This window comes from Arenibaculum sp., assembly GCF_035998295.1.
Lineage (GTDB): Bacteria > Pseudomonadota > Alphaproteobacteria > Azospirillales > Azospirillaceae > DASYHS01.
This window is the reverse complement of record NZ_DASYHS010000108.1, coordinates 1-21,619: the sequence shown is the minus strand read 5'-3', so window position 1 is coordinate 21,619 and position 21,619 is coordinate 1. Positions and strand designations below refer to the sequence as shown.

General features: G+C 71.0%; 18 protein-coding genes and 1 pseudogene. 12 read left to right on the top strand and 7 right to left on the bottom strand.

From position 1 onward, the window contains the following. The 10 genes and pseudogenes from VGO20_RS11535 to VGO20_RS11490 form a co-directional block, all read left to right on the top strand. A pseudogene (locus tag VGO20_RS11535) lies at positions 1-266 on the top strand (AMP nucleosidase); the annotation flags it as partial. Positions 267-369: 103 nt separating this feature from the next. After that, positions 370-1,365 (top strand): hypothetical protein, encoded by a 996-nt coding sequence (locus VGO20_RS11530; RefSeq protein WP_327502491.1) that lies wholly within the window; start codon positions 370-372, stop codon positions 1,363-1,365. Positions 1,366-1,725: 360 nt separating this feature from the next. Further along, positions 1,726-3,084: a TrpB-like pyridoxal phosphate-dependent enzyme gene (locus VGO20_RS11525; RefSeq protein WP_327502490.1), complete on the top strand. Its 1,359-nt coding sequence runs from the start codon at positions 1,726-1,728 to the stop codon at positions 3,082-3,084. 20 nt (positions 3,085-3,104) lie between these two features. Continuing rightward, a complete protein-coding gene (locus VGO20_RS11520; protein WP_327502489.1) occupies positions 3,105-3,404 on the top strand; it encodes an acyl carrier protein in 300 nt (99 codons plus the stop codon). A gap of 4 nt (positions 3,405-3,408) precedes the next feature. After that, complete coding sequence (locus VGO20_RS11515) at positions 3,409-4,131, top strand: alpha/beta hydrolase (protein ID WP_327502488.1); 723 nt, start codon at positions 3,409-3,411, stop codon at positions 4,129-4,131. After that, entirely contained in the window at positions 4,128-5,135 is a 1,008-nt protein-coding gene (locus VGO20_RS11510; protein ID WP_327502487.1) for a TRAP transporter substrate-binding protein, read from the top strand. Before VGO20_RS11515 ends, VGO20_RS11510 begins: the two co-directional genes overlap by 4 nt. Before the next feature lie 13 nt (positions 5,136-5,148). Continuing rightward, positions 5,149-9,150, top strand: a complete 4,002-nt coding sequence (locus VGO20_RS11505) for a non-ribosomal peptide synthetase (RefSeq protein ID WP_327502486.1) — start codon at positions 5,149-5,151, stop codon at positions 9,148-9,150. Further along, positions 9,147-9,515, top strand: a complete 369-nt coding sequence (locus VGO20_RS11500; RefSeq protein ID WP_327502485.1) for a YybH family protein — start codon at positions 9,147-9,149, stop codon at positions 9,513-9,515. Before VGO20_RS11505 ends, VGO20_RS11500 begins: the two co-directional genes overlap by 4 nt. A gap of 57 nt (positions 9,516-9,572) precedes the next feature. Continuing rightward, complete coding sequence (locus VGO20_RS11495; RefSeq protein ID WP_327502484.1) at positions 9,573-10,409, top strand: EamA family transporter; 837 nt, start codon at positions 9,573-9,575, stop codon at positions 10,407-10,409. Positions 10,410-10,497: 88 nt separating this feature from the next. Continuing rightward, a complete protein-coding gene (locus tag VGO20_RS11490; protein ID WP_327502483.1) occupies positions 10,498-11,106 on the top strand; it encodes a LysE family translocator in 609 nt (202 codons plus the stop codon). A 7-nt stretch (positions 11,107-11,113) separates the two neighbouring features. Here VGO20_RS11490 and VGO20_RS11485 read toward each other — a convergent pair whose 3' ends face one another. Together VGO20_RS11485 and VGO20_RS11480 are read right to left on the bottom strand one after the other, a co-directional pair. Beyond that, entirely contained in the window at positions 11,114-12,316 is a 1,203-nt protein-coding gene (locus VGO20_RS11485; RefSeq protein WP_327502482.1) for an MFS transporter, read from the bottom strand. Next, positions 12,300-13,313 (bottom strand): GlxA family transcriptional regulator, encoded by a 1,014-nt coding sequence (locus VGO20_RS11480; RefSeq protein ID WP_327502481.1) that lies wholly within the window; start codon positions 13,311-13,313, stop codon positions 12,300-12,302. Before VGO20_RS11480 ends, VGO20_RS11485 begins: the two co-directional genes overlap by 17 nt. Positions 13,314-13,445: 132 nt before the next feature. On the opposite strand from VGO20_RS11480, the gene VGO20_RS11475 reads away from it, so the two are divergent. Beyond that, entirely contained in the window at positions 13,446-14,003 is a 558-nt protein-coding gene (locus VGO20_RS11475; protein WP_327502480.1) for a septation protein A, read from the top strand. Here the strand turns inward: VGO20_RS11475 and VGO20_RS11470 are convergent. Then, on the bottom strand, positions 14,000-16,501 hold the full coding sequence (locus VGO20_RS11470; protein WP_327502479.1) for a mechanosensitive ion channel domain-containing protein: 2,502 nt from the start codon (positions 16,499-16,501) through the stop codon (positions 14,000-14,002). The genes VGO20_RS11475 and VGO20_RS11470 overlap by 4 nt on opposite strands. 216 nt (positions 16,502-16,717) lie before the next feature. Between VGO20_RS11470 and VGO20_RS11465 the strand changes: the two genes are divergently transcribed. After that, positions 16,718-17,137: an EF-hand domain-containing protein gene (locus VGO20_RS11465; protein ID WP_327502478.1), complete on the top strand. Its 420-nt coding sequence runs from the start codon at positions 16,718-16,720 to the stop codon at positions 17,135-17,137. A 55-nt stretch (positions 17,138-17,192) separates the two neighbouring features. Here VGO20_RS11465 and pheT read toward each other — a convergent pair whose 3' ends face one another. From pheT to rpmI, 4 genes are all read right to left on the bottom strand, one after another. Next, positions 17,193-19,598, bottom strand: a complete 2,406-nt coding sequence (gene pheT, locus VGO20_RS11460; protein WP_327502477.1) for a phenylalanine--tRNA ligase subunit beta — start codon at positions 19,596-19,598, stop codon at positions 17,193-17,195. 12 nt (positions 19,599-19,610) lie between these two features. Next, positions 19,611-20,702, bottom strand: coding sequence for a phenylalanine--tRNA ligase subunit alpha (gene pheS / locus VGO20_RS11455; protein ID WP_327502476.1), 1,092 nt, complete (start codon positions 20,700-20,702; stop codon positions 19,611-19,613). 85 nt (positions 20,703-20,787) lie between these two features. Continuing rightward, on the bottom strand, positions 20,788-21,153 hold the full coding sequence (rplT, locus tag VGO20_RS11450; protein ID WP_327502475.1) for a 50S ribosomal protein L20: 366 nt from the start codon (positions 21,151-21,153) through the stop codon (positions 20,788-20,790). A 16-nt stretch (positions 21,154-21,169) separates the two neighbouring features. Beyond that, on the bottom strand, positions 21,170-21,370 hold the full coding sequence (gene rpmI / locus VGO20_RS11445) for a 50S ribosomal protein L35 (protein ID WP_327502474.1): 201 nt from the start codon (positions 21,368-21,370) through the stop codon (positions 21,170-21,172). Positions 21,371-21,619: the final 249 nt, after the last annotated feature.

Below are 21,619 nucleotides of genomic sequence, written 5' to 3'. Positions count from 1 at the left end.
GGGCGATCGCCCTCGACATGGAAAGCGCCACGATCGCCGCCAATGGCTTCCGCTTCCGGGTGCCTTACGGCACGCTGCTGTGCGTCTCCGACAAGCCGCTGCACGGCGAGATCAAGCTGCCGGGCATGGCCAACCGCTTCTACCGGGAACGGGTCGACCAGCACCTGAAGATCGGCGTGCTGGCGATGGAACTGCTGCGCCGCAACGGACTGGAGCGCCTGCACAGCCGCAAGCTCCGCAGCTTCGCGGAAGTCGCCTTCCTGTAGCGGCCGGCCTCTCCGTTCAACCGAGAATGGACCTTCCGGCACGGCCAGCCGCGGCGTAGCCTGATCGCCGGGCGCACGAGCCGCGCCGATCGGAGTTCCGCGGATGTCCGCCATCGAAGCTCCGGCCAGGGCCTTGGCATGGCTCGGCCGGCAAGGAACACGAGCCATAACCGCCATCGTGTTCGTCGGCATCGCCGTGCCGCCGGTCGGCGCGCTGCTGAAGCCCTTCGTCACCGAGGCGATCTTCGTGCTGCTGTGCATCGCCTTCCTGCGCGTGGACACGGCCGCGTTGCGCAGCCATGTCGAGCGGCCGGGCCTCGTGCTCTGCGCGACGGCCTGGACGATGCTGGCGATCCCGGCGCTGTTCGGCGCGGTCTGCCTCGCGGCCGGTCTCGATACCCGCTCGCCGGACCTCTTCCTCGCGCTGATGCTGCAGGCCGTCGCCTCGCCGATGATGGCCGCACCCGCGCTCGCGGCGCTGATCGGGCTCGACGCGACGCTCGTCCTCGTCGCCCTGATCGCGAGCACGACGCTGATCCCCTTCACCGCCCCCTTCCTGGTCCATGCGTTCGTCGGACCCGTGCTGACGCTGGCGCCGCTGGCGCTCGGCCTCAAGCTGCTCGCGATCCTCGCGGGATCGGCTCTCGTCGCCTTCGCCGTCCGCCGGATCGTCGGCGTCGAGGCGATCGAGCACCGCAAGGCGGAGATCAACGGCCTCAACGTCCTCGTGCTCTTCGTATTCGTGACTGCGGTCATGGAGAACGTCGCCGCCGAGTTCCTTGCGGCGCCGGCGCTCACGATCGGGCTGGCGGCATTGGCGTTTCTGGTGTTCTTCGCCGTGCTCGGCTTGAGCGCGCTGCTCTTCGCCCGGGCGGGACACGACCGTGCCCTGGCGCTCGGCCTCATGGCCTCGCAGCGCAACATGGGGCTGATGCTGGCCGCGACCGGCGGGGTCCTGCCGGATCTCGTCTGGCTGTATTTCGCCCTGAGCCAGTTCCCGATCTACCTGTCGCCGCAACTGATGGCCCCGCTGGCGAGCCGGTTGCGCGTCCGGCCGCAGGCGTCGCTTTCGCGGACTCCGCTCTCCGGCGGCCGGTGACCGCCGCCGGCATTCCGAATACGGAAATATTCATTGGCGCTTGGCGCAGATGAAACAATTTTATCAATGAACTCTCAATGTACTCGCCGAAAAGGTGAGGCACCAAAACTTGCATTGACTCCCAGCGCTGTTCATAGCCAAATATTCCAGAAAGATCGAATCCGAATGCGAAAGAATTCAATAGGTTTTTATTTTTTGACCGAGCCTCGATCCAGTCACACTCCGATTTAATTTAGCCAACATTTCGCCTTCAACAGCCTGCGCTTCAGAAGACGGCGCCGTTGCAATCCTTCGGCACGAAAGGCTCGTGCTTCGTCGCCGCGATGACCCGAACCTTGACGCGACATGCGAGGGGACGACATGCAGGTTTCATCCGACGAGAACGACATCCCCACACACTGGTACAATATCCTCGGCGATCTTCCGTTCGACCTGCCACCCGACCTGCCGCCGGAATCCTCGGCGGCATCGGACGAGCAGCTCAAGCTGCAGCTGCCGCTGGCGCTGGTCAGGCAGAGCACCAGCAGGGAGCGGAACATTCCCATTCCGCCCGAGGTGCGGGACCGCTACCGCGCTTGGCGGTCGACGCCGCTGATCCGCGCCGAACGCCTGGAGCGAAGCCTCGGCACCCAGGCGCAGATCTGGTTCAAGTACGAGGGCGGCAACGCCAGCGGAAGCCACAAGCTCAGCACCGCGATCGCCCAGGCCTACTACTACGCCGCCGCCGGCGCGAAGCGGCTGGTCACGGGCACGGGTGCCGGCCAATGGGGAACGGCGCTCGCCATAGGCTGTCAGGCCTTCGGCCTGGAGTGCAAAGTCTACATGGTCGGCACCAGCTTCCGGCAGAAGCCGTACCGGAAGACGATCATGCAGGTCTACGGCGCCGACGTCGTCCCGAGCCCGAGCCCGGACACCGCATCCGGCGCGCGGCTCCTGAACGAAGGCCGGATGGATGCCGGGAACATCGCCTTCGCCGTGACGGAGGCGCTGGAGGATGCGCTGGCCAACGACGGCAGCCAGTTGAGCGTCGGCAGCGGCGAATCCTACTCGATCCTCCACTCGACGGTCATCGGCCTCGAAGCCCGCACGCAGTCGGAGCGGCTGGGCATCCGGCCGGACGTGGTGATCGCCTCGCTGGGGGCCGGCAGCAACTTCGGCGGCATCGCCTTCCCCTTCCTGCAGGACCGTCTGCGCGGAACCTCCGAGGTCCGGTGCATCAGCGTCGAACCGAGTGCCTGCCCGAAACTGACGCGGGGGGTCTACCGCTACGACTACACCGACGGGTCGGGCATCACGCCGCTCCAGAAGATGTACACGCTCGGCCATCGCTTCCGCACGGCCGGGATGCATGCCGGGGGCCTGCGCTACCACGCGTGCTCGAAGCTCGTCAGCGCGCTGCGTCACCACGGGCTGATCGAGGCCGTCGCGTATCCGCAGACCGACGTGTTCGCCAGCGCCGTCCTATTCAGCCGCCTGGAGGGGATCCTTCCCGCCCCCGAATCCGCGCATGCCGTGCATGCGGCGATCCAGGAGGCCGCGCGTGCGCGCGACGCGGGCACCGCTCCCGTCATCCTGTTCTGCCTCAGCGGACACGGGATGTTCGACCTGTCCGCCTACGCCCAGTACCTGGACGGGCAGATGGAGGACGTGGAGGTGACGGACGAGGATATCCGGGCCTCCCTGGAGGCCCTGCCGACGGTACTGGAACCCACCGCGTGATCTCGACCCCGGAGGCCATCATGAAGACGGACGAGGTGCGGCGTTTCGCGATCGAGACGCTGCTCAAGGCCAAGAGGCAGGAAGCCGCCGCCGACACCATCGACGACGCCACCCCCATCGGCGCGGGCGGGCTCGGAGTGAACTCCCTGGCCTTCCTGCAGACCTTTGTGATCATCGAGGACCGGTACGGCCTGACTTTCGACGACGCGTCGGTGGCCAACACCAGGTTCTCGACCGTCGGTGAGTTCGTCGCCTTCGTCAGCGAGGCGGTCGGCGCCCACGCGGCCCGGAACGTGGCCCAGAATGTGGGTGGAGCGTAGCCCGATGCCGATGATGCACGGTCTTTCCTACGTCACGCGCGAGCCGGCGCGGACGGATGCCGCCGACGCTCCCGTGCTGCTCCTGCTCCACGGGTTCGCGACATACGAGAACCACCTCCTCGATCTGACGCAGGGCTTCGACCCCCGGCTGTCCGTCGTCGCCGTCCGGGCGCCGCTGCGGATCGGCCCCGGTGCCTACCGATGGTTCTATTTCGACCTGGTGCCGGGAGAAGCTCCCAGGATCAACGCGGACGAGGAGGCGCAGAGCCTGCGCACGCTGACGGCGTTCGTCGAGGCGCTCGCAGCCCGACATGCCCCGAAGCGCCTCTATCTTCTCGGTCACAGCCAGGGCGGCACGATGGCGTTGAGCATCGCCCTGACGCGACCGTCGCTGATCGCGGGATGCGCGAACGTCAACGGGCGCATCCTTCCGAAGATCGCGGCCGCTCTCCCGCCCCCGGAGGCGCTGACCGGCTTGCCGTTCTTCATGGGCCACGGCACGGAGAACCCGATCGTGCCCATCGCGGTCGGCCGCAGGATGCGGGCCCGGCTGGAGGAACTCGGGGTCGACCTCACGCATCGGGAATACCCGATCGGCCACGAGATCTCCGCCGAAGCCCTGGCCGACGTTTCCGAATGGCTGAGTGCCAAGCTGGACGAGGAAGGACGGAGTGCCGGGCGATCCGGCACGCGCCGCTCCTCCTCCCATGGGAGGGTTCCCGCATGAAGTCCGTACTGCGATTCACCGCCGTGATGCTGGTCGCGGCGTTCACGGGAAGTGCCGCCGCGCAGGACGTGGTCTGGACGCTGATCAACGAGTATCCGGCGACATCGCTGACCGCGGAGGCCGACGCGTCCTTCGCGGCGGCGGTGGAGCGCAGGATCGGCGACCGGGTCGTGATCGAGCCGATCCCAGATGCGAAGTCCGGCCTGCGCACCCGCGAGCAGCTCGCGGCGGTGAGCGACGGACGCCACGCGATGGCGAACAGCTTCGGCGGCGCGCTCGCGGACGAGAGCCCTTTCTTCCTGCTGTCCTCGCTGCCTTTCCTGACCTCCTCGGTGGAGGATTCCCGTACGCTCTACGAGGTGGCCCGCCCCACCTACGAGAAGCTGTTCGCGGAGCGGAACCAGAAGCTGCTCTACGTGACGCCCTGGCCTCCGACCGGGCTCTGGTCGGACCGCCCGGTCGACTCGGCCGACGCGCTGCGGGCGCTGCGAATCCGCACCTACGACCAGACCAGCATGGACCTGTTCGCCCGGGTGGCGACGACCGCGAACGTGATTTCGTTCTCCGACCTCGAACCCAGGCTCGCATCGGGAGAATACAACGCCGTCCTGTCCTCGGGCGACGGCGGGGCCGGCCGCCAGCTTTGGCGGCATCTGCGCCATTTCTCCAGCATCGTCTACGCCGTTCCGCTCAGCTTCGCCTCGGTTTCGCTGAAGGCATGGAATGCCCTCGACGACGCCACCCGCGCCGAAATCGAGGCAGCGGCTCGGGAGACCACGGAGCGCAACTGGGCGGCAATCGCGGGCCGGGTCGAGCGGAACTTCGCGACCATGCGGAGCAACGGCGTCGTCATCGACGAGCAGCCGCCGGCGGAGATGATGCAGGTCCTGCACGCCGCCGCGACGCAGTCGATCGCCGACTGGCGTCGTCGGACCGGAAGCGAGGGCGAGCGCCTGCTCGCCGACTACGACGAGAAGACGCCCGAACCCGGCAAACCCCGCTGACCCGGACGGATCGATGACCCGGACCATGGACGCGACGAGGTCCACGACGCGGCGGTACGGCGAAGCTGCCGTCGCGTCCCCCGCCCAGGAGCGGCTGTGGTTCCTGGAGCAGTTCGGCCACGCGGGTACCGCGTACGGCCTGCCCGTGACCCTGCGGCTGGAAGGCCCGCTCGACGCCGAGGCGCTGGAGGCCGGCCTGGGCGAGGTCGTACGGCGCCATGAAAGTCTCCGGACGCGGTTCGAGACGGCCGCCGGGCGGCCCGTTCCGGTGGTCGGCGACCCGGCGGAGTTCCGGCTGGACCGGACCGACCTGTCCGGCCTCGGGCCGGACGAGGGCGCGGAGCAGGCCCGCCGCCTCGTACGGGAGAACATCGAGCGGCCGTTCGATCTCGCCGCGGGCCCGCCGTTCAGGGCCCGGTTGGTCCGGATCGGTCCCGAGGAGCATCTCGTGCTGCTGAACGCGCACAGGATCGCCGCGGACCCCCGCTCCGTACGGGTCCTGATCGGGGAACTGGCCGCCCTCTATGCGGCCCGTGTCGAGGGCCGGCCACCCTCCCTGCCCCCGCCGTCGCAATACGCGGACCACGCGTCCCGGCAACGCGCCTGGCTCGGGGGAGAGGAGGCGGCGCGGCAGGCCTCCTACTGGAAGACGCGGCTGGCGGGCGCTCCCGCCGCCCTGGCATTGCCGACGGACCGGCCCCGTCCCTCCGTCCAGGGCTTCCGGGGAGCGGCGGTCCCCTTTTTCCTCGGCGCGGACACGTCGTCACGCCTCGCCGAACTGGCCCGGCACGAGCGCACCACGCTGGAGGCCGTGCTGCTGGCGGCATACGCGCTGTTGCTGTCGCGCCACGGCAGGCAGGAGGACGTGATCGTCGGCATCCCCGCGACGGGATACCCGCAGTCCGGACCGGGCGGTCCGGTCGGGCCGTTCGAGACCATGCTGGCCCTCAGGGTCGACCTGTCCGGCGGGCCGGGCTTCCCGGAGCTGCTGGCCCGAGCGGACGCGGCATTGGCCGGGGCGCGGGCACACGCGGATCTGCCTTTCGAGACGCTGATCGAGGCGTTGCAGCCCGACCGCGACCCGTCGCGCCCGCCGCTGGTTCAGTCGGTGTTCGAGCTGGAGACCGCACGCGAACGGCTGCCGGACCTTCCGGGCCTGCGGCTGAGCGTGGAACCGGCGGCGCATGCGACGACGCGCTTTGAGCTTTCCCTCTCGATCCGGGAAACCGCCGACGGGCTGCACGGCTCCTTCGAATACGCGACGGACCTGTTCGACCGCGACACGATCGGGCGTCTGGCGGGGCACTACGGCAAGCTGCTGGAGGGAATCGCCGCCGAGCCGGCGCGGCGCGCCGACACGATCCCCCTCCTGACCGGGGCCGAAAGGGACCGGCTGCTGGTCGAATGGAACGACACGGCCACCGCCTACCGGCAGGACCGCTGTCTTCACGAGCTGTTCTCCGAGCACGCCGCGGCGACCCCGGACGCCGTCGCGGTCGTCTTCGAGGAGCAGTACCTGACCTACGGTGAACTCGACCGCCGCTCGAACCGGCTCGCGCATCACCTCTCGGCGCTGGGCATCGGGCCCGACGTCGTCGTGGGGCTGTGCGTGGAACGCTCCCTGGACATGGTCGTGGGCGTGCTCGGCATCCTGAAGGCGGGCGGCGCCTATCTGCCGCTGGACCCGGGATACCCGCGCGAGCGCCTCGCCCATATGCTGGAGGACGCGCGCACGCCGGTCCTGGTGACCCATGCGGGGGCGATCGACCCGTTGCCCGATCGGGCCCGCGTGGTCCGGCTCGACCACGACGCGGAGGAGATCGACCGCCGCCCGGCGACCGCCCTCGATGGCGGCGCCACGCCCGCGAACCTCGCCTACGTCATCTACACGTCGGGCTCGACCGGCGGCCCGAAGGGGGTGATGATCCCCCATGCCGGCATCGTCAACCGGCTGCTGTGGATGGATGGGACCTATCGCCTGGGCCCGTCGGACCGGGTGCTCCAGAAGACGCCGCTCAGCTTCGACGTGTCGGTCTGGGAACTGCTGTGGCCCCTCGTCTCGGGTGCGGCGACGGTGCTTGCGCGGCCCGGCGGCCACCTGGACCCGTCCCACCTCGCGTCCACGATCGCGACGCGGGAGGTGACCGTCACGCATTTCCTGCCCTCGATGCTGCGGGTGCTCCTGGATTCGGGTGAGTTCGCCCGGTGCACCGGCCTGCGCGAGGTGCTGTGCGGCGGCGAGACGCTGCCGCCCGACACGGTGCGCATGTTCCTCGACCGGAGCGCTGCGCGCCTGAGCAACGTCTACGGCCCGACCGAGGCGTCGATCGGCATGACATGCTGGCATTGCGCGCCGCGGCACGACGGATCGGTTCCCATCGGCCGCCCGATCGGCAACATGCGGGCCTACGTCCTCGACGAAGGCATGGAGCCAGTGCCCATCGGCGTGGCCGGAGAACTCTACATCGGCGGCGTGCAGCTTGCCCGGGGCTATCTGCACCGCCGGGGCATGACGGCGCAGCGGTTCGTCCCAAGCCCCTTCGGGAACGGCGAGCGGCTCTACCGTACCGGCGACCTGGTCAGCTGGCTGGCGGACGGGAACCTGGATTTCCTGGGACGCCTCGACCATCAGGTGAAGGTCCGGGGCTACCGGATCGAGCTGGGCGAGATCGAGGCGGCGATGACGTCCCATCCGGGCGTCGAGGCGGCCGTGGCCGTCGTTCGGGAAGACGCGGCCGGGGAGAAGCGGCTGACCGGCTACGCCGCGACCGGAGCAGGAGCCGGCACCGGGCGGCAGGCGCCGACGGCAGGCGAACTGCGTGCGCATCTGAGACGGAACCTGCCCCAGTACATGGTCCCGACGGCGATCGTGGTCATGGACACCCTGCCGCTGATGCCGAACGGGAAGCTCGACCGGAACGCCCTTCCGGCGCCGTCTGCCCGGCAGCAGACCGGAGACTACGTCGCGCCTCGGGACCGGAACGAGCTGACCCTGCAGGCGATCTGGGAGCGGGTGCTGAACGTGTCGCCGATCGGCATCAAGGACGACTTCTTCGCCCTTGGCGGCCACTCCCTCCTCGCGGTCGAGCTGATCGGCGCCTGCAACGAGGCGTTCTCGGCCCGCCTGCCGCTCCGCGCCCTGTTCGACCGCCCGACGATCGAGACGTTCGCCGACGGCATCCGGAGCGGCGGCGGGCAGTCGCCTTACCGCGCGCTGGTTCCATTGCAGACCTCCGGCACGCGGGCGCCGGTCTTCTGCGTCCACCCCGCCGGCGGCAGCGCGTTCCGCTACGTGCCGCTGAGCAGGTGCCTTGGCACCGACCAGCCGATGTACGGCCTGCAGGCCTCGGGCCTGGAGCCGGACGAACCGCTGGCCGAGTCGGTCGAGACGATGGCCGCCTGCTACGTCGAGGCGGTCCGCGAATTGCGGCCCCGCGGGCCCTACCGGCTGCTCGGCTGGTCGTTCGGCGGCCTCGTCGCCTACGAGATGGCCCATCAGCTCGACCGCGCCGGCGAGCGGGTCGAGCTGCTCGCCCTGCTCGACACCCCGTTGCCGCGCATCTTCCGGGACGCGCCCGGGCTGTCGCCGGCGGAGGTCGTCGCAGCGCTCGCGAACCAGATCCTGGGACCGCCGGAGCCCGGCGACGACCGGAGCGGGATATCGACGCTCACCGGCCTGGTCGAGACGGCGCGGGCGCGCGGCCTGGTCTCGCCCGATTTCACCCTGGCCCAGGCGGAGCGGATGGCCTCGGTGGTCGAGAACTGCATCCGGATCGGCCGGGCCTACCGGCCGCCCCGGTCGTCGGTGGATCTCGTCTTCTTCCGCGCGACCGCCCAGGAGGGCGAACGCCGCGTGCCCGACGCGCTGTTCGACTGGTCGCCGCTCCTGGCGCACGCGCCGCTCACCATACCCGTCGCCTGCACCCACCTCGAGATGCCCGCGGCCCGGTTCGCGGAGGTCGTCGCGCGCGGCCTGCAGCCCCGGCTCGAACGAGACGAGGAGTATTCCCGATGACGCAAGTGACGCCGGAGAGCGCCCGTACCCATGCCGAGGCGTGGTGCGATGCCTGGAACCGACGAGATCTCGACGCGGTCATGGAGCATTACGCCGACGACGTCGTGCTGGTCTCGCCACTGATCGTCAGACGGTGGGGCATCGAGGACGGGCGCCTCGAGGGCAAGCAGCGGGTGCGGGAGAACTTCGCGATCGGCATGCGGAACGAGGAGCTGCATTTCGACCTCGTCGACGTGCTCGTCGGGGTCGGTGCGATGTGCGTGATCTATCGCCGGGAAACCGGTGCGCTGGTGAGCGACCTGGTGGAGGTCGACGACCGGGGCCGCGGCGTCCGGGTGATCGCCTGCCACGGCACCGCCCCTTGAACCGGGGGGCCGGGGGAGCGATGATCGCTCCCCCGCCGCATTCACCCCCGCGTGCCCGTGCCGCTCCCACCCGACGTCGTTCTCCTGGTCCTGCTGGCCGCCCTGCTCCATGCCGGCTGGAACGCGATGGTCAAGGGAGGCGGCGACCCGGTGTCCGACCTCGCCCTCGTGTGGGGTGGCGCGGCGCTGGCGGCCGTGCCGCTGCTCGTCGTCGTTCCCCCGCCCGCCCCGGCTGCATGGCCGTGGCTCGCCGGCTCGGTCGCGGTGCATGCGGTCTATTTCGGCCTGCTGGCCCGCAGCTACGTCGTCGGCGACCTCGGCCACGTCTACACCGTGATGCGCGGCACGCCGCCGCTGATGGTCGCGGTCGCCGCGACGCTGTGGCTGGACGAACCCCTGTCGCCCGTGGGCTGGGCCGGCATCCTGCTGATCAGCACGGGCATCCTGGCGCTGGGCTTCAGCCCGGGGGCGCCGCTGCGGGCGACGGGATACGCGCTCGCGACCGCCGCCGCGACCGCCTGCTACACGCTGCTCGACGGCCTGGGCAGCCGCGCCTCGGGAGCGCCGGCCGGCTACGTGACCTGGTTCTTCCTGCTGAACGCGCTGCCGCCCTGCCTGATGGCGCTGGCGCTGTCGAGGGGCCGCATCCTCCACCATGCGCGCCGGCACTGGCGGCGCGCGCTCGGCGGTGGCGGCGCCAGCCTGGGCGCCTACGGCATCGTGCTGTGGGCGATGGCCCAGGCGCCGATCGCCCCGATCGCGGCCCTACGCGAGGTCTCCGTCGTCTTCGCGGCGCTGATCGGGACGGTGCTGCTGAAGGAGCCGTTCGGCCGTCCCAGGATCGTCGCCGCCCTGCTGGTCGCGGGTGGCGGCGCCGCGCTGAGATTCGCCTGAAGGCCGCAGGCGCCGGTCCGGCCATGCCCTTGCCCGAAGCCCGCCGATATGCCGTAGTGGCGAGATCCGAACTCGGGGGGACCACCGCATGATCGACCTCGCCGCCCTCTGGCTGTTCGTCGTTCCGTTCGCCCTGGCCGCCGCCATTCCGGGCCCGGCGCAAGGAGCGCTGATCGCCCAGGTGCTGTCGCGGGGAGGGGCGTCGAGCGTGCCCTTCCTGCTCGGGATGGTCTCGGGCAACGCGGTCTGGCTGTGCGCGGCCGTCTTCGGCCTCTCGGCCCTGGCGCTGCGCTTCGAAGGCGTCTTCCTGGCCGTCAAATGGCTCGGCGTCGGCTATCTCGTCTTCGTCGCATGGATGCTGTGGCGCTCCCGGCCCGACGGACGGGCGGAGGCCCCGCGCGCCGGCGGAGGCGGGCTGCTGGCCGGAGCGGCGATCACGCTCGGAAACCCCAAGGCCGTCGTGTTCTTCGGCGCGGTCCTTCCCCATGTGTTCGACATGACCGCCTTGTCCGGGCCTCAGATCGCGATCATCCTCGCGCTCGGCCTCCTGATCGACCTGTCCGTGCAGGCGGCCTATCTGGCGGCGGCGTCGAAAGCCCGGGCGTTCGTCCGTTCGCCCGGACGCATGCGGGTCGTGAACCGGACCGCCGCGGGACTGATGATGGGCTCGGCGGCCCTCATCGCGTCCCGGGGCTGAACGGGCGTCACGCCATGCGCGGCGTGCGCGTGCGGGCGGCGTACCAGGCGGTCACGACCAGCGCCAGCAGGAGCAGCGGCAGGGCACCCAGGTTGACGGCCTGCCATCCCAGCACGTGGAGCAGGCCGGCCGAGCCGAAGGAAGCGGCCGCCGCGCAGGCGGCGACGGCCATCTCGAACACGCCCTGGACACGGCCGCGCTCCTCCGGCGCATGGGACCGGGTCAGCAGGGTGGAGCCGGCGACGAACAGGAAGTTCCAACCGATGCCGAGCAGCAGCAGCCCCGCCTGGAAGTGCCCGTAGCCGAGGCCGGTCGCCGACGAGGCGACGCTGGCGGCCAGCGCCGCGACGCCCAGGACCGCGACGCGCGACGCGCCGAACCGCTCGATCAGCCGGCCGGAGAAGAAGGACGGCACGAACATGCCGAGCACGTGGATGCGGATCACGTCGGCGGCGTCCGCGACCCCGTGGCTGGCGGCCACCATGGCGAGCGGCGTGGCGTGCATCACCAGGACCATGACCGCGTGCCCGACGGCGACGTTGACGAAGGCGGCGATGAAGATCGGCTGGCGCAGGATGGCCGCGAGCGGGCGCGGGGCCGGCGCTGTGCCCTGCCCGTTGCCGCCGGCCGCCGCCGGCCGGCGGGCGGACAGGAAGGCCAGCGGGACCAGGGTCGCGACGGCGAGCGCCGCCAGCCCCAGGAACGAGCCCGCGTACTGGGCCGTGCCCAGCAGGTCCTTGGTCCACACCGCGAGCGGGGGTGCGATCAGGGCCGCGGCGACGCCGCCCGCCATCACGACCGACACCGCGCGCGCGCGGCGCTCCGGCGCGACCTCGTCGGCGGCCGCCAGGCGGTAGTACTGGCTCGCCGCCTGGAAGGCGCCGAGGAGCAGGTTGCCGATGCAGAAGACGAGGAAGCTGCCCTGGGCGATGCCCAGGGCGGCCACGCAGCCGCCGGCGGCCCCGGCGAAGGCACCGAGCGCGAAGCCCGCGCGGCGGCCGAGGCGCTGCATCAGCAGCGAGATCGGCCCGGCGGCGGCGATGTTGGCGACGGTCAGCAGCGCGACCGGGAGGGTCGCCAGGGACGGCGACGGAGCCAGGCTCAGCCCGACCAGTCCCGTGAAGGTGATGCTCATCATCAGTCCCGCCCAGAATAGCGCCTGGGCGATCGAAAGGACGAGGGCGTCGCGGCCCTCACGCAGGAGCCACATCGGCGTCGTTCTCCGGGGCGGGATGGGTCGGGGGCAGGTCGCGGAAGCGCGACCGGTAATCCTGGGGCGTCAGGCCGAGGCGGCGCAGGAACACCCGGCGCATCGTCTCGGCGGTGCCGAAGCCGCACGCCTCGGCCGTCCGCTCGACCGGCTCGCGCAGCAGCTCCAGCCGGCGACGCGCCGCGTCGAGGCGCGCGTGCTCGACGAATTTCTGGGGCGTGGTCCCGGCCTCGCGCAGGAACACGCGCGCAAAGTTGCGCGGGCTCATGCCGGCGCGCATCGACAGCGCCTCCACCCGCAGGTCGGCGACCGGATTGGCGACGATCCAGTCCTGGATGCGCCGGACCGGGCCGCCTTCCGGCGCGGCGGCGGCGAGATGGGCGCTGAACTGCGACTGGCCGCCGGGGCGCTTCAGGAACAGGACGAGCTGGCGGGCGACGCGCAGCGCGGCCGCGTGGCCCTGGTCCTCCTCGACCATGGCGAGGGCCAGGTCCATGCCGGCGGTCACCCCGGCGGAGCTGTAGACGTTGCCGTCGCGCAGGTGCAGCGCGTCCGGCTCCAGCCGCACGCCGGGATGCGCGGCGCTGAACCGGTCGCACCACTGCCAATGGGTGACGGCGCGGCGTCCGTCGAGCAGGCCGGCCGCCGCGAGGACGAACGCCCCCGTGCACACCGACCCGATCCGCCGGACGCGCGGCGCCATGGCCCGCAGCCAAGCCAGCAGGTCCGGATCGCGGGCGGCCGCCTCGTGTCCCGACCCGCCCGCGACCAGCAGCGTGTCGAGCCCGTGCAAAGCCGGGTCGACGTCGCGGAAGCCGCGGTCGGCGACGAGCCGGATGCCCGAGGACGACGCGAAGGGCCCTTCCTCCAGCCCGATCACCTCGACCGACAGGCCGGCATGGCTGAAGACCTGCAGCGGCCCGGTCACGTCCAGGACCTGGACGTCGGGATAGGCCAGCACGGCGGCTTTCGGGGACGCGAACGGGGGCGAAGGCATGGCCACAGCATCGCCGGCCCTCCCCTTTGGCAGCAACGCCAAAATTCCAACATTTCCTGCCAGGAGACGAAGATGGCCCCGCCGCCCTCATTCGCACTTCATGCCGGCGCCCGGGTCGGCTATCACTAGCGCGTGACACCCCTTATCCGACTCCTGGTCGAAGGCGGGCCGCTGGCCGCGTTCTTCGTCACCAACGCCCAGGCCGGCATCATCGCCGGCACCGGCGTCTTCATGGCCGCGACCACGGTCTCGCTGCTGTTCTCCTGGCACCTGGAGCGGCGGCTGCCGATCATGCCCCTGGTCGGGTGCTTCTTCGTGCTGCTGTTCGGCGGGCTGACCGTCTGGCTCGACGACGCGCTGTTCATCAAGCTGAAGCCGACGGTCGTCAACCTGCTGTTCGCCGCGGTGCTGTTCGCCGGGCTGGCGCTGCGCCGCAACGTGCTGAAGCCGCTGCTCGGCACCGTGCTCAGCCTCGACGAGGAGGGATGGCGCAAGCTGAGCCTGCGCTGGGCCTGCTTCTTCGTCGTGCTCGCCGTGCTGAACGAGGTCGTGTGGCGCACGATGGCGACCGATGCCTGGGTCAATTTCAAGGTCTTCGGCATCATGCCGCTGACCTTGCTGTTCAGCGCCCTGCAGATGCCGCTGATCATGCGCCACCAGACCGACGAGACGAAGCAGGGCGCCGACTAGGCCATGCCGCCGGCCCTGAGTGCCGGCTTGTCGTTGGCGGGCTCGTCCGGGACGGCCACAGCCTTCGCCAACGACCTGCTCTCGGCGAGCGCGCGCAACGCCTCGATCTGCGGCATGTGGACGACCTGCTGGGCGTAGGGGATCTCGATCCCGTGCTGGGCGAAGGCGTCGGCGATCGCGAAGCGCAGGTCGCTCTGCACCGCGAGCGAGTTGTCGACGTCGCCGACGAAGCACCGCAGCTCGAACTCCAGCGCGCTCGGCCCGAAGTCCCGCAGCACCGCCATCGGCGCCGGCGTGCGGCTGATCCGCCGGTCGCCCACGGTGCAGGACAGCAGCAGGTCGCGTGCCTTGCGCAGGTCGGTGCCGTAGGCGACGCCGACCCGGATCTCGACGCGCCCGAACCTGTCCTTGAACGTCCAGTTCAGCACCGAGGACGAGATCAGCTCGGAGTTCGGAATGATGACGGAAGCCCGCTGAAAGGTCTGGATCTCGGTTGAGCGGACGCTGATGCGCTTGACCAGCCCCTCCTTGTCGCCGACCACTACCCAGTCGCCGACCTTGATCGGGCGCTCGACCAGCAGGATCAGGCCGGCGACGAAGTTGCTGACCACCGCCTGCAGGCCGAAGCCGATGCCGACCGACAGCGCGCCCGCGATCAGCGCCAGGCTCGAGAGGTCGAGGCCGAGCGAGCCGACCGCCGCCAGCAGCGCGATCGCGACGCCGAGATAGCCGATGCCGGTCCGGATCGAATGCTGGACGCCCCGGTCGATCTGCAGGCGCTGGAGCACGCGCTCGTCGAGCTGGCGCTGGACGAACCGGGTCACGGTGACGACGATGGCGAAGCTGGCGGCCGCGGTCAGGATGTCGGCCGGGGCGATGCGGATGCCGCCGATGGTCACGCCGCGCCAGATCCCTTCGGCGAGGCCGCGCAGCTCGGCCCAGTCCATCCCGCTTAGCGGCAGCAGGACGACGAGGCCGACGCCCAGCAGCACGATGTCGAGCAGCGAGCGGGTCACCCAGTCGAAGGCCTTCAGCCCGCTGTCGGTCCGGATCACGGTGCGCCGGATCGACGCGATCGGCCCGGACTGCTCCTCGACCAGCAGCGACACCAGTTCGCGCAGCACGCCGCGCAGCAGCAGCAGCATGCCGCCGAGCGCCAGCGCCGCCAGCGCCAGGGTCGCGGCGTAGACCGACAGGTTGTGGTAGCCGGCCGCCGAGGCCGCCAGGGTCGAGACCGCGGTCAGCGCCGCGAGCAGCCGCAGGCCGCGCCGGGACTGCTGGCGCAAGGTCGCGACCGGGCCGGTCCCGGCGTCCTCGGCCGGCGCCTCCGGCTCGCAGCCGCAGCCGCCCTCGCCGGCCTCCGGGCTCCAGAAGCGGCTCGGCAGCAGCGGGAACAGCGTCAGCGTCGCGACGAGCTGGACCGCGAAGCCGGCGACCGCGGCCAGTTCGGGCGGGGCGAGCTGGAGCTGGAACATCGTGAAGACGCCCCCGGCGACCGCCAGCCCGGCGGCGAAGACCGTGACCCGGTGCGCCATCGGCCGGGCGCAGTCGTCGCCGATCTCGGCCAGGCGCCAGTCGGCGTGGTCGGGAGCGAGCGTCGCCCGGGCGAGGCCGGAGATCAGGAAGAAGAAGACGAGGCCGCCGCTGCCGGCGGTGACGGCGGCGACCAGCGGCGCCAGCGCCGCATCGCCGCCGAGCATGGCCAGCACCGCGAGCGAGGTCGCGAGCGTGGGCACGACCGGCAGCAGGCAGCGCGCGACGGCTTCGACCGCCGCGGCGACGACCTTCTGGCGGTAGCCGGGCGGCGAGGCGACTGGGCGATGGCCCCAGCGGCGAAGCAGCCAGCGCCGCCCGGTCCAGGCGAAGCCCAGCGAGGCCAGCGCCAGCGCGCCCAGCCCGGAGAGCCGGTAGTCCCAGGCGTCGAACCCGAGCGCCAGCACGATCGCGCGGCGCATGCGGTCGCCGAGGAAGGTCAGCTGCGCGGGCACCTCCTTCCAGGTTTCCATCGAGACCGGCAGCCGCTCCCGCTTGAGCAGGTTCTGCTTGAACTGGTCCATGCGCAGGTTGGTGGCCGTGCGCATCAGGATGTCCGCACGGGTCGCGACCAGCTCGGCCTGCCGCACGCGCCCGTCCAGCACCGCCAGCTCGCCCGCGAGGCGCCCGCGCTCGGCCCCGACCTCGCGCGACTCGGTCCCGGCCCCTTCGGCCGGTGCCGGGCCGAGCGCGTCGAGGAGCTGGCGGGTCTGGGCGAGGCTGCCGCTGGCGGCCGCGCCGGCCGCGCGCGCCTCGTTGAACACGGCCGACAGCTCGCCCCGGAGCGCCTCGAGATCGGCGTCGGCGAAGTCGCGGCCGTCGAGCCGCTCGGCGGCGCGGTTCAGCACCTTCTCCCAGCCTCCGACGGCCCTGGAGAAGGATGCGGTCACGGATTCGGCGTCGGCCCGGGGTGCCGACAGCAATGAGGCGACCAGCAGGACGAGCGTGAGCAGGGCTCGGAACATGGGATCCATCGGTGGTGGGAACCAGGTGTCCGGGACGGTCGGATGCCGTCCGCCCGGACCTCCTATTGCCAGCACCACGGGTGCGAGCGCTCGTGACAAAACGGGGCGCTCGGGGTGCTCTCCCATGAGGGATGAGGAACGTTTCAACCGAGCGGCGGTTTGGCACGCGGAGCGCGTCTTCAGCGCCCGGCCAACCCAGGAGAAGGGAGAAATCGCATGGTCCGCCTTCCCATGATCGCCATCCTCGCCGCATTCACCGCGAGCGGCTGCGCACAACTCGGCCTCGACGACATGTTCGGCGGGGAAACGGCCGCCCAGACCGCCGCGGCCTGCCCCTCCTACGCCACCTTCGACACGGACGGCGACGGCCTGATCGGCGACGGCGAGTTCCTCGAGGTCTCCGACTCGCTGTTCGACGAATGGGACCAGACCGGCGACGACATGCTGACGAGCGACGAGTTCACGGCCTGCATGGACGAGGGGGGCGGCCAGCTCTTCGCCCAGCTCGACCAGGACGGCAACCAGATGCTCGACCGCAACGAGTTCATGGACGAGGAGCTGTTCGCGACCTGGGACGAGGACCAGAACGGGACCCTGTCCAACGACGAGTTCGCGCTCGACGAATACCTGATCTGACCGTCGCCCTGCGTCCCCCGCCCAGGCGGGGGACGCAGGGTGCGCGCAAGCGCGCTCAGCGCCGCAGGACGGCGCCGGTCGCCTTGGCGACGGCGGCGACCACGCGGGCGCCGACCGCCTCGATCTCCTCCTCCGTCAGGGTGCGCTCGCGCGGCTGCAGGGTCACGGAGAGCGCCACCGACTTCGTGCCGGGCTCCAGCCCCGGGCCGCGATAGACGTCGAAGACGGCGACGTCGGCGATCAGCGCCTTGTCGGCGCCGCGCGCGGCCCGGACCAGGCGGTCGGCCTCGACGTCCTCGCCGACGATGAAGGCGAAGTCGCGCTCGAGCGGCTGGAACGGCGAGAGCCGGAGCAGCGGGCGCGCCGTCCCGGAGCGCCGCTTGGGCATGGGAACGGCATCGAGCAGGACCTCGAAGCCGACGATGCTCCCTTTGACCCCCAGCGCCTCCGACACGGCGGGGTGGATCTCGCCGAAGCGCGCCAGCACCGTCGGGCCGAGCCGGAACACGCCGGAGCGGCCGGGATGATACCAGCCCGGCGCATCGGCCGTGACCTGCAGGTTCGCGCTCGGCGCCCCGGCCGCGTCCAGGACGGCCAGGGCATCGGCCTTGGCGTCGAACACGTCGACCGGGCGCTGCGGCCCCGCCCAGCCGCGCGCCGCGGCGGCACCCGCGCGCAGCCCGGCCGCGACGGTGTCCTGCCCGCCGGGAGACGGGTCGCGCCATGCCGGCCCGACCTCGAACAGGCCGAGGTCGGGAAAGCCGCGGTCGGCGTTGCGGCCGGCCGCCTGGATCAGGTTCGCCAGGATGCTGGGCCGCATCACGTCGAGATCGGCGCTGATCGGGTTCAGCAGCCTCAGCCCGGGATGGACGCCGCCGAACAGCTCGGCCCGCGCGCCGTCCATGAACGACCAGGTGACCGCCTCGAACAGGCCGCGCGCCGCCAGGGCGCGCTTGGCCGCGCCGACGCGCCGCTGGCGCTCGTCGAGCGCCGGCCGGGACACGGTCGCCGTCCGCTCCAGCGGGGTCGCGGGGATGTGGTCGAAGCCCCAGACCCGCAGCACCTCCTCGACCAGGTCGGCCTCGCCGTGGACGTCGGCGCGCCAGCTCGGCACCACGGCGTGGATCAGCCCGTCCGCGCCGCGCTCCGGCCGGAAGCCGAGCTCGGCCAGGATGGAAAGCTGCCGGTCGGCGGGCACTTCGACGCCGCCCAGGGTCAGCACGCGGTCCGGGCGCAGGGTGAGCGTGCGCCGATGGTCGGGGACGGCGCCCGCGACCACCGGCTCGCTCGCCTCGCCGCCGCACAGATCGAGGATCAGCCGGGTCGCGATCTCCAGCCCCTCGAAGGCGAAGGCCGGGTCGACGCCGCGCTCGAACCGGTAGCGGGCGTCGCTCTCGACGCCGAGCCGGCGTCCCGTCTGCGCGGTGCGGATCGGGTCGAACAGCGCGATCTCCAGGAAGACCTCGGTCGTCTGCTCGGTGCAGCCGGTGCTCTCGCCGCCCATGATGCCGCCGAGGCTGAGCACGCCGGAACCGTCGGCGATGACGGTCATCCCGTCCTCGAGCGCGTAGGCCTTGCCGTTCAGGGCGTCCAGCGTCTCGCCCGGGCGCGCGAAGCGCAGGCTCAGCCCGCCCCGCAGCTTGCCCTCGTCGAAGACGTGGGCCGGGCGGTTCAGGTCGTGCGTCATGTAGTTGGTGATGTCGACCAGCGCCGAGATCGGCCGCAGCCCGATCGCGGCCAGCTTGTCCTGCAGCCAGCGCGGGCTCGGCCCGTTGCGCACGCCCCGGATCGAGCGCCCGAGGAACAGAGGGCACGGCGTCGTGTCGCCGTCCGGAAAATCGAGCGTCACCGCGGTGCGGCTGGCGAAGGCGCCGGGCACCGGCGCGTAGTCGAGCGGGCGCAGGCGCCCCATGCCGGCCGCCGCCAGGTCGCGGGCGATGCCGCGCACGCCCGCGCAGTCGGCCCGGTCGGGGGTCAGGGAGATGTCGATCAGCGGGTCGTCCAGGCCGAACAGCCGGGCGAAGGGCTCGCCGACCGGCGCGTCCTCGGGCAGATCGATGATGCCGTCATGCTCCTGCGACAGGCCCATCTCGCGTTCCGAGCACAGCATGCCGTTGGACTCGACCCCCCGGATCACGCCCTTCTTCAGCAAGTCGCCCGTCCCCGGGATCACGGTCCCGACCGGCGCGAAGACGCCCTTCATGCCGGCGCGCGCGTTGGGGGCGCCGCATACGACCTGAACCGTTTCGGACCCGGTATCGACGGTGCAGACCCTCAGCTTGTCGGCGTTCGGGTGCTTCTCCGCCGAGACGACCCGCGCCACCTTGAACGCCGCCAGGTCGCGGGAGCGGTCGACGACCTCCTCGACCTCCAGGCCGAGCGCCGTGAGCCGCTGCGCGACCGCGTCGGCGCCGGCCTCGGTTTCGAGGTGGTCCTTCAGCCAGGACAGGGTGATCTTCATCGTTCCGCTTCCTTAACGCGTCAGGCCGCGAGCCACCGAGGGGATGTCGAGCGGGACGAAGCCGTAATGCTTCAGCCAGCGCAGATCGGCCTCGAAGAAGGTCCGGAGGTCGGGAATGCCGTATTTCAGCATCGCGATCCGCTCGATCCCCATGCCGAAGGCGAAGCCCTGGTAGCGGGTGCTGTCGATGCCGCAGGCTTCCAGCACGTTGGGATGGACCATCCCGCAGCCGAGGATCTCCAACCAGTCGCCGTAGTTGCCGAGCTTCAGCTCCCCGCCCTTGCGCGAGCAGCCGATGTCGACTTCGGCCGAGGGCTCGGTGAAGGGGAAGAAGCTCGGCCGGAAGCGCAGCGGCAGGTCGTCCACGTCGAAGAAGGCGCGGCAGAAGTCGACGAGGCAGCCCTTCAGGTGGCCCATATGGCTCTTCTCGTCGATCACCAGCCCCTCGACCTGGTGGAACATCGGGGTGTGCGTCATGTCGTAGTCGGACCGGTAGGTCCGGCCCGGCGCGATGATGCGGATCGGCGGCGTCGCGGTCAGCATGGTCCTGACCTGGACCGGGGAGGTGTGGGTGCGCAGCAGCATGCGCTTGCGCTCGCCGTCGTCCCCGGGGGCCGCATCGGGCAGGTAGAAGGTGTCGTGCATCTCCCGCGCGGGATGGCCCGGCGGGAAGTTGAGGGCGGTGAAGTTGTGGAAGTCGTCCTCGACGTCCGGCCCCTCGGCGACGGAGAAGCCCATCTCCGCGAAGATCGCGACCAGCTCGTCCATGGTCTGGCTGATGGGGTGGATGCGCCCCTGGACCTCGGGGCGGACCGGGAGGGTCACGTCGACCCGCTCGGCCCGGAGGCGGCGGTCGAGCTCATCGGCCTGGAGGACGGCGCGGCGCGCCTCGACGGCGGCGGCGACCTCGTCCTTGAGCGCGTTCAGCGCCTGCCCCTGCTCGCGCCGCTCATCGGGCGACAGCCCGCCCAGCTCCTTCATCATCGCCGTGACCCGGCCCTTCTTGCCGAGGGCGGCCACGCGCGCCTCCTCGAGGCGGGCGAGGTCGGCGGCGTCGCCGATCTGGGCCAGAAGCTCGTTCTTGAGCCCGTCGAGAGCAGTCATCGCGTCCTCATGCAAACAAAGAAGGGGCCAGCCCGACGGGCCGGCCCCCTTTTCGTTCCGCTGTCGTCACGACCCGAGGGTCGTGTCACGCGGCCTGGGTGAGAGCGGCCTGGGCCTTGTCGACCAGGACCTTGAAGGCGGCCGGCTCGCGCGCCGCGATGTCGGCCAGGACCTTGCGGTCCACGTCGATGCCGGCGCGCTTGATGCCGTTCATGAACTTCGAATAGGTCAGGCCGTGGATGCGGGCAGCCGCGTTGATGCGCTGGATCCAGAGGCCGCGGAAGTCGCGCTTCCGGTTGCGCCGGTCGCGATACGCATAGCGCAGCGCCTTCTCGACCTTCTCGATCGCGATGCGGAAATTGGTCGAGCCGCGACCGCGATAGCCCTTGGCGAGCTTGAGGATCTTCTTGTGGCGGGCGTGGGTGGTGACGCCCCGCTTGACACGAGCCATGGTTCAGTCTCCCCGCTCAAGCGTTGACGAGGAAGTTCTTGAGGATGATGCGCGCATCCGCGTCGTGCAGCACCATGGTGCCGCGCGCCTGGCGCTTCATCTTCGGGCTCTTCTGCTCGAGGCAGTGGCGCTTGAACGCCGCCTGGGCCTTCACCTTGCGGTTCGCGGTCACCTTGAAGCGCTTCTTGGCGCCGCTATGGGTCTTCAGCTTGGGCATTTCGGTCCTTTCGGATGGCAGTGTGACGGGGCGGTTGGGCATGCCCCGGGTCCTTCGACCCGGCCTCGCCGCCCGAATGAGCCGTCGTAGATAGCACCCGGCGTCCGCGGACGCAAGCTCCGCAGGGGCGCGGCCGCGGGGTCTGCGGCAGGCGTGGGGGTTTGTGGGGGGGTGTGGGGGTTTGTGGGGGTGGTGTGGGGGTGGGGACGGAAGGCGTGGTGGGAGGGGTGTTTAGGGCTCGTACTCACA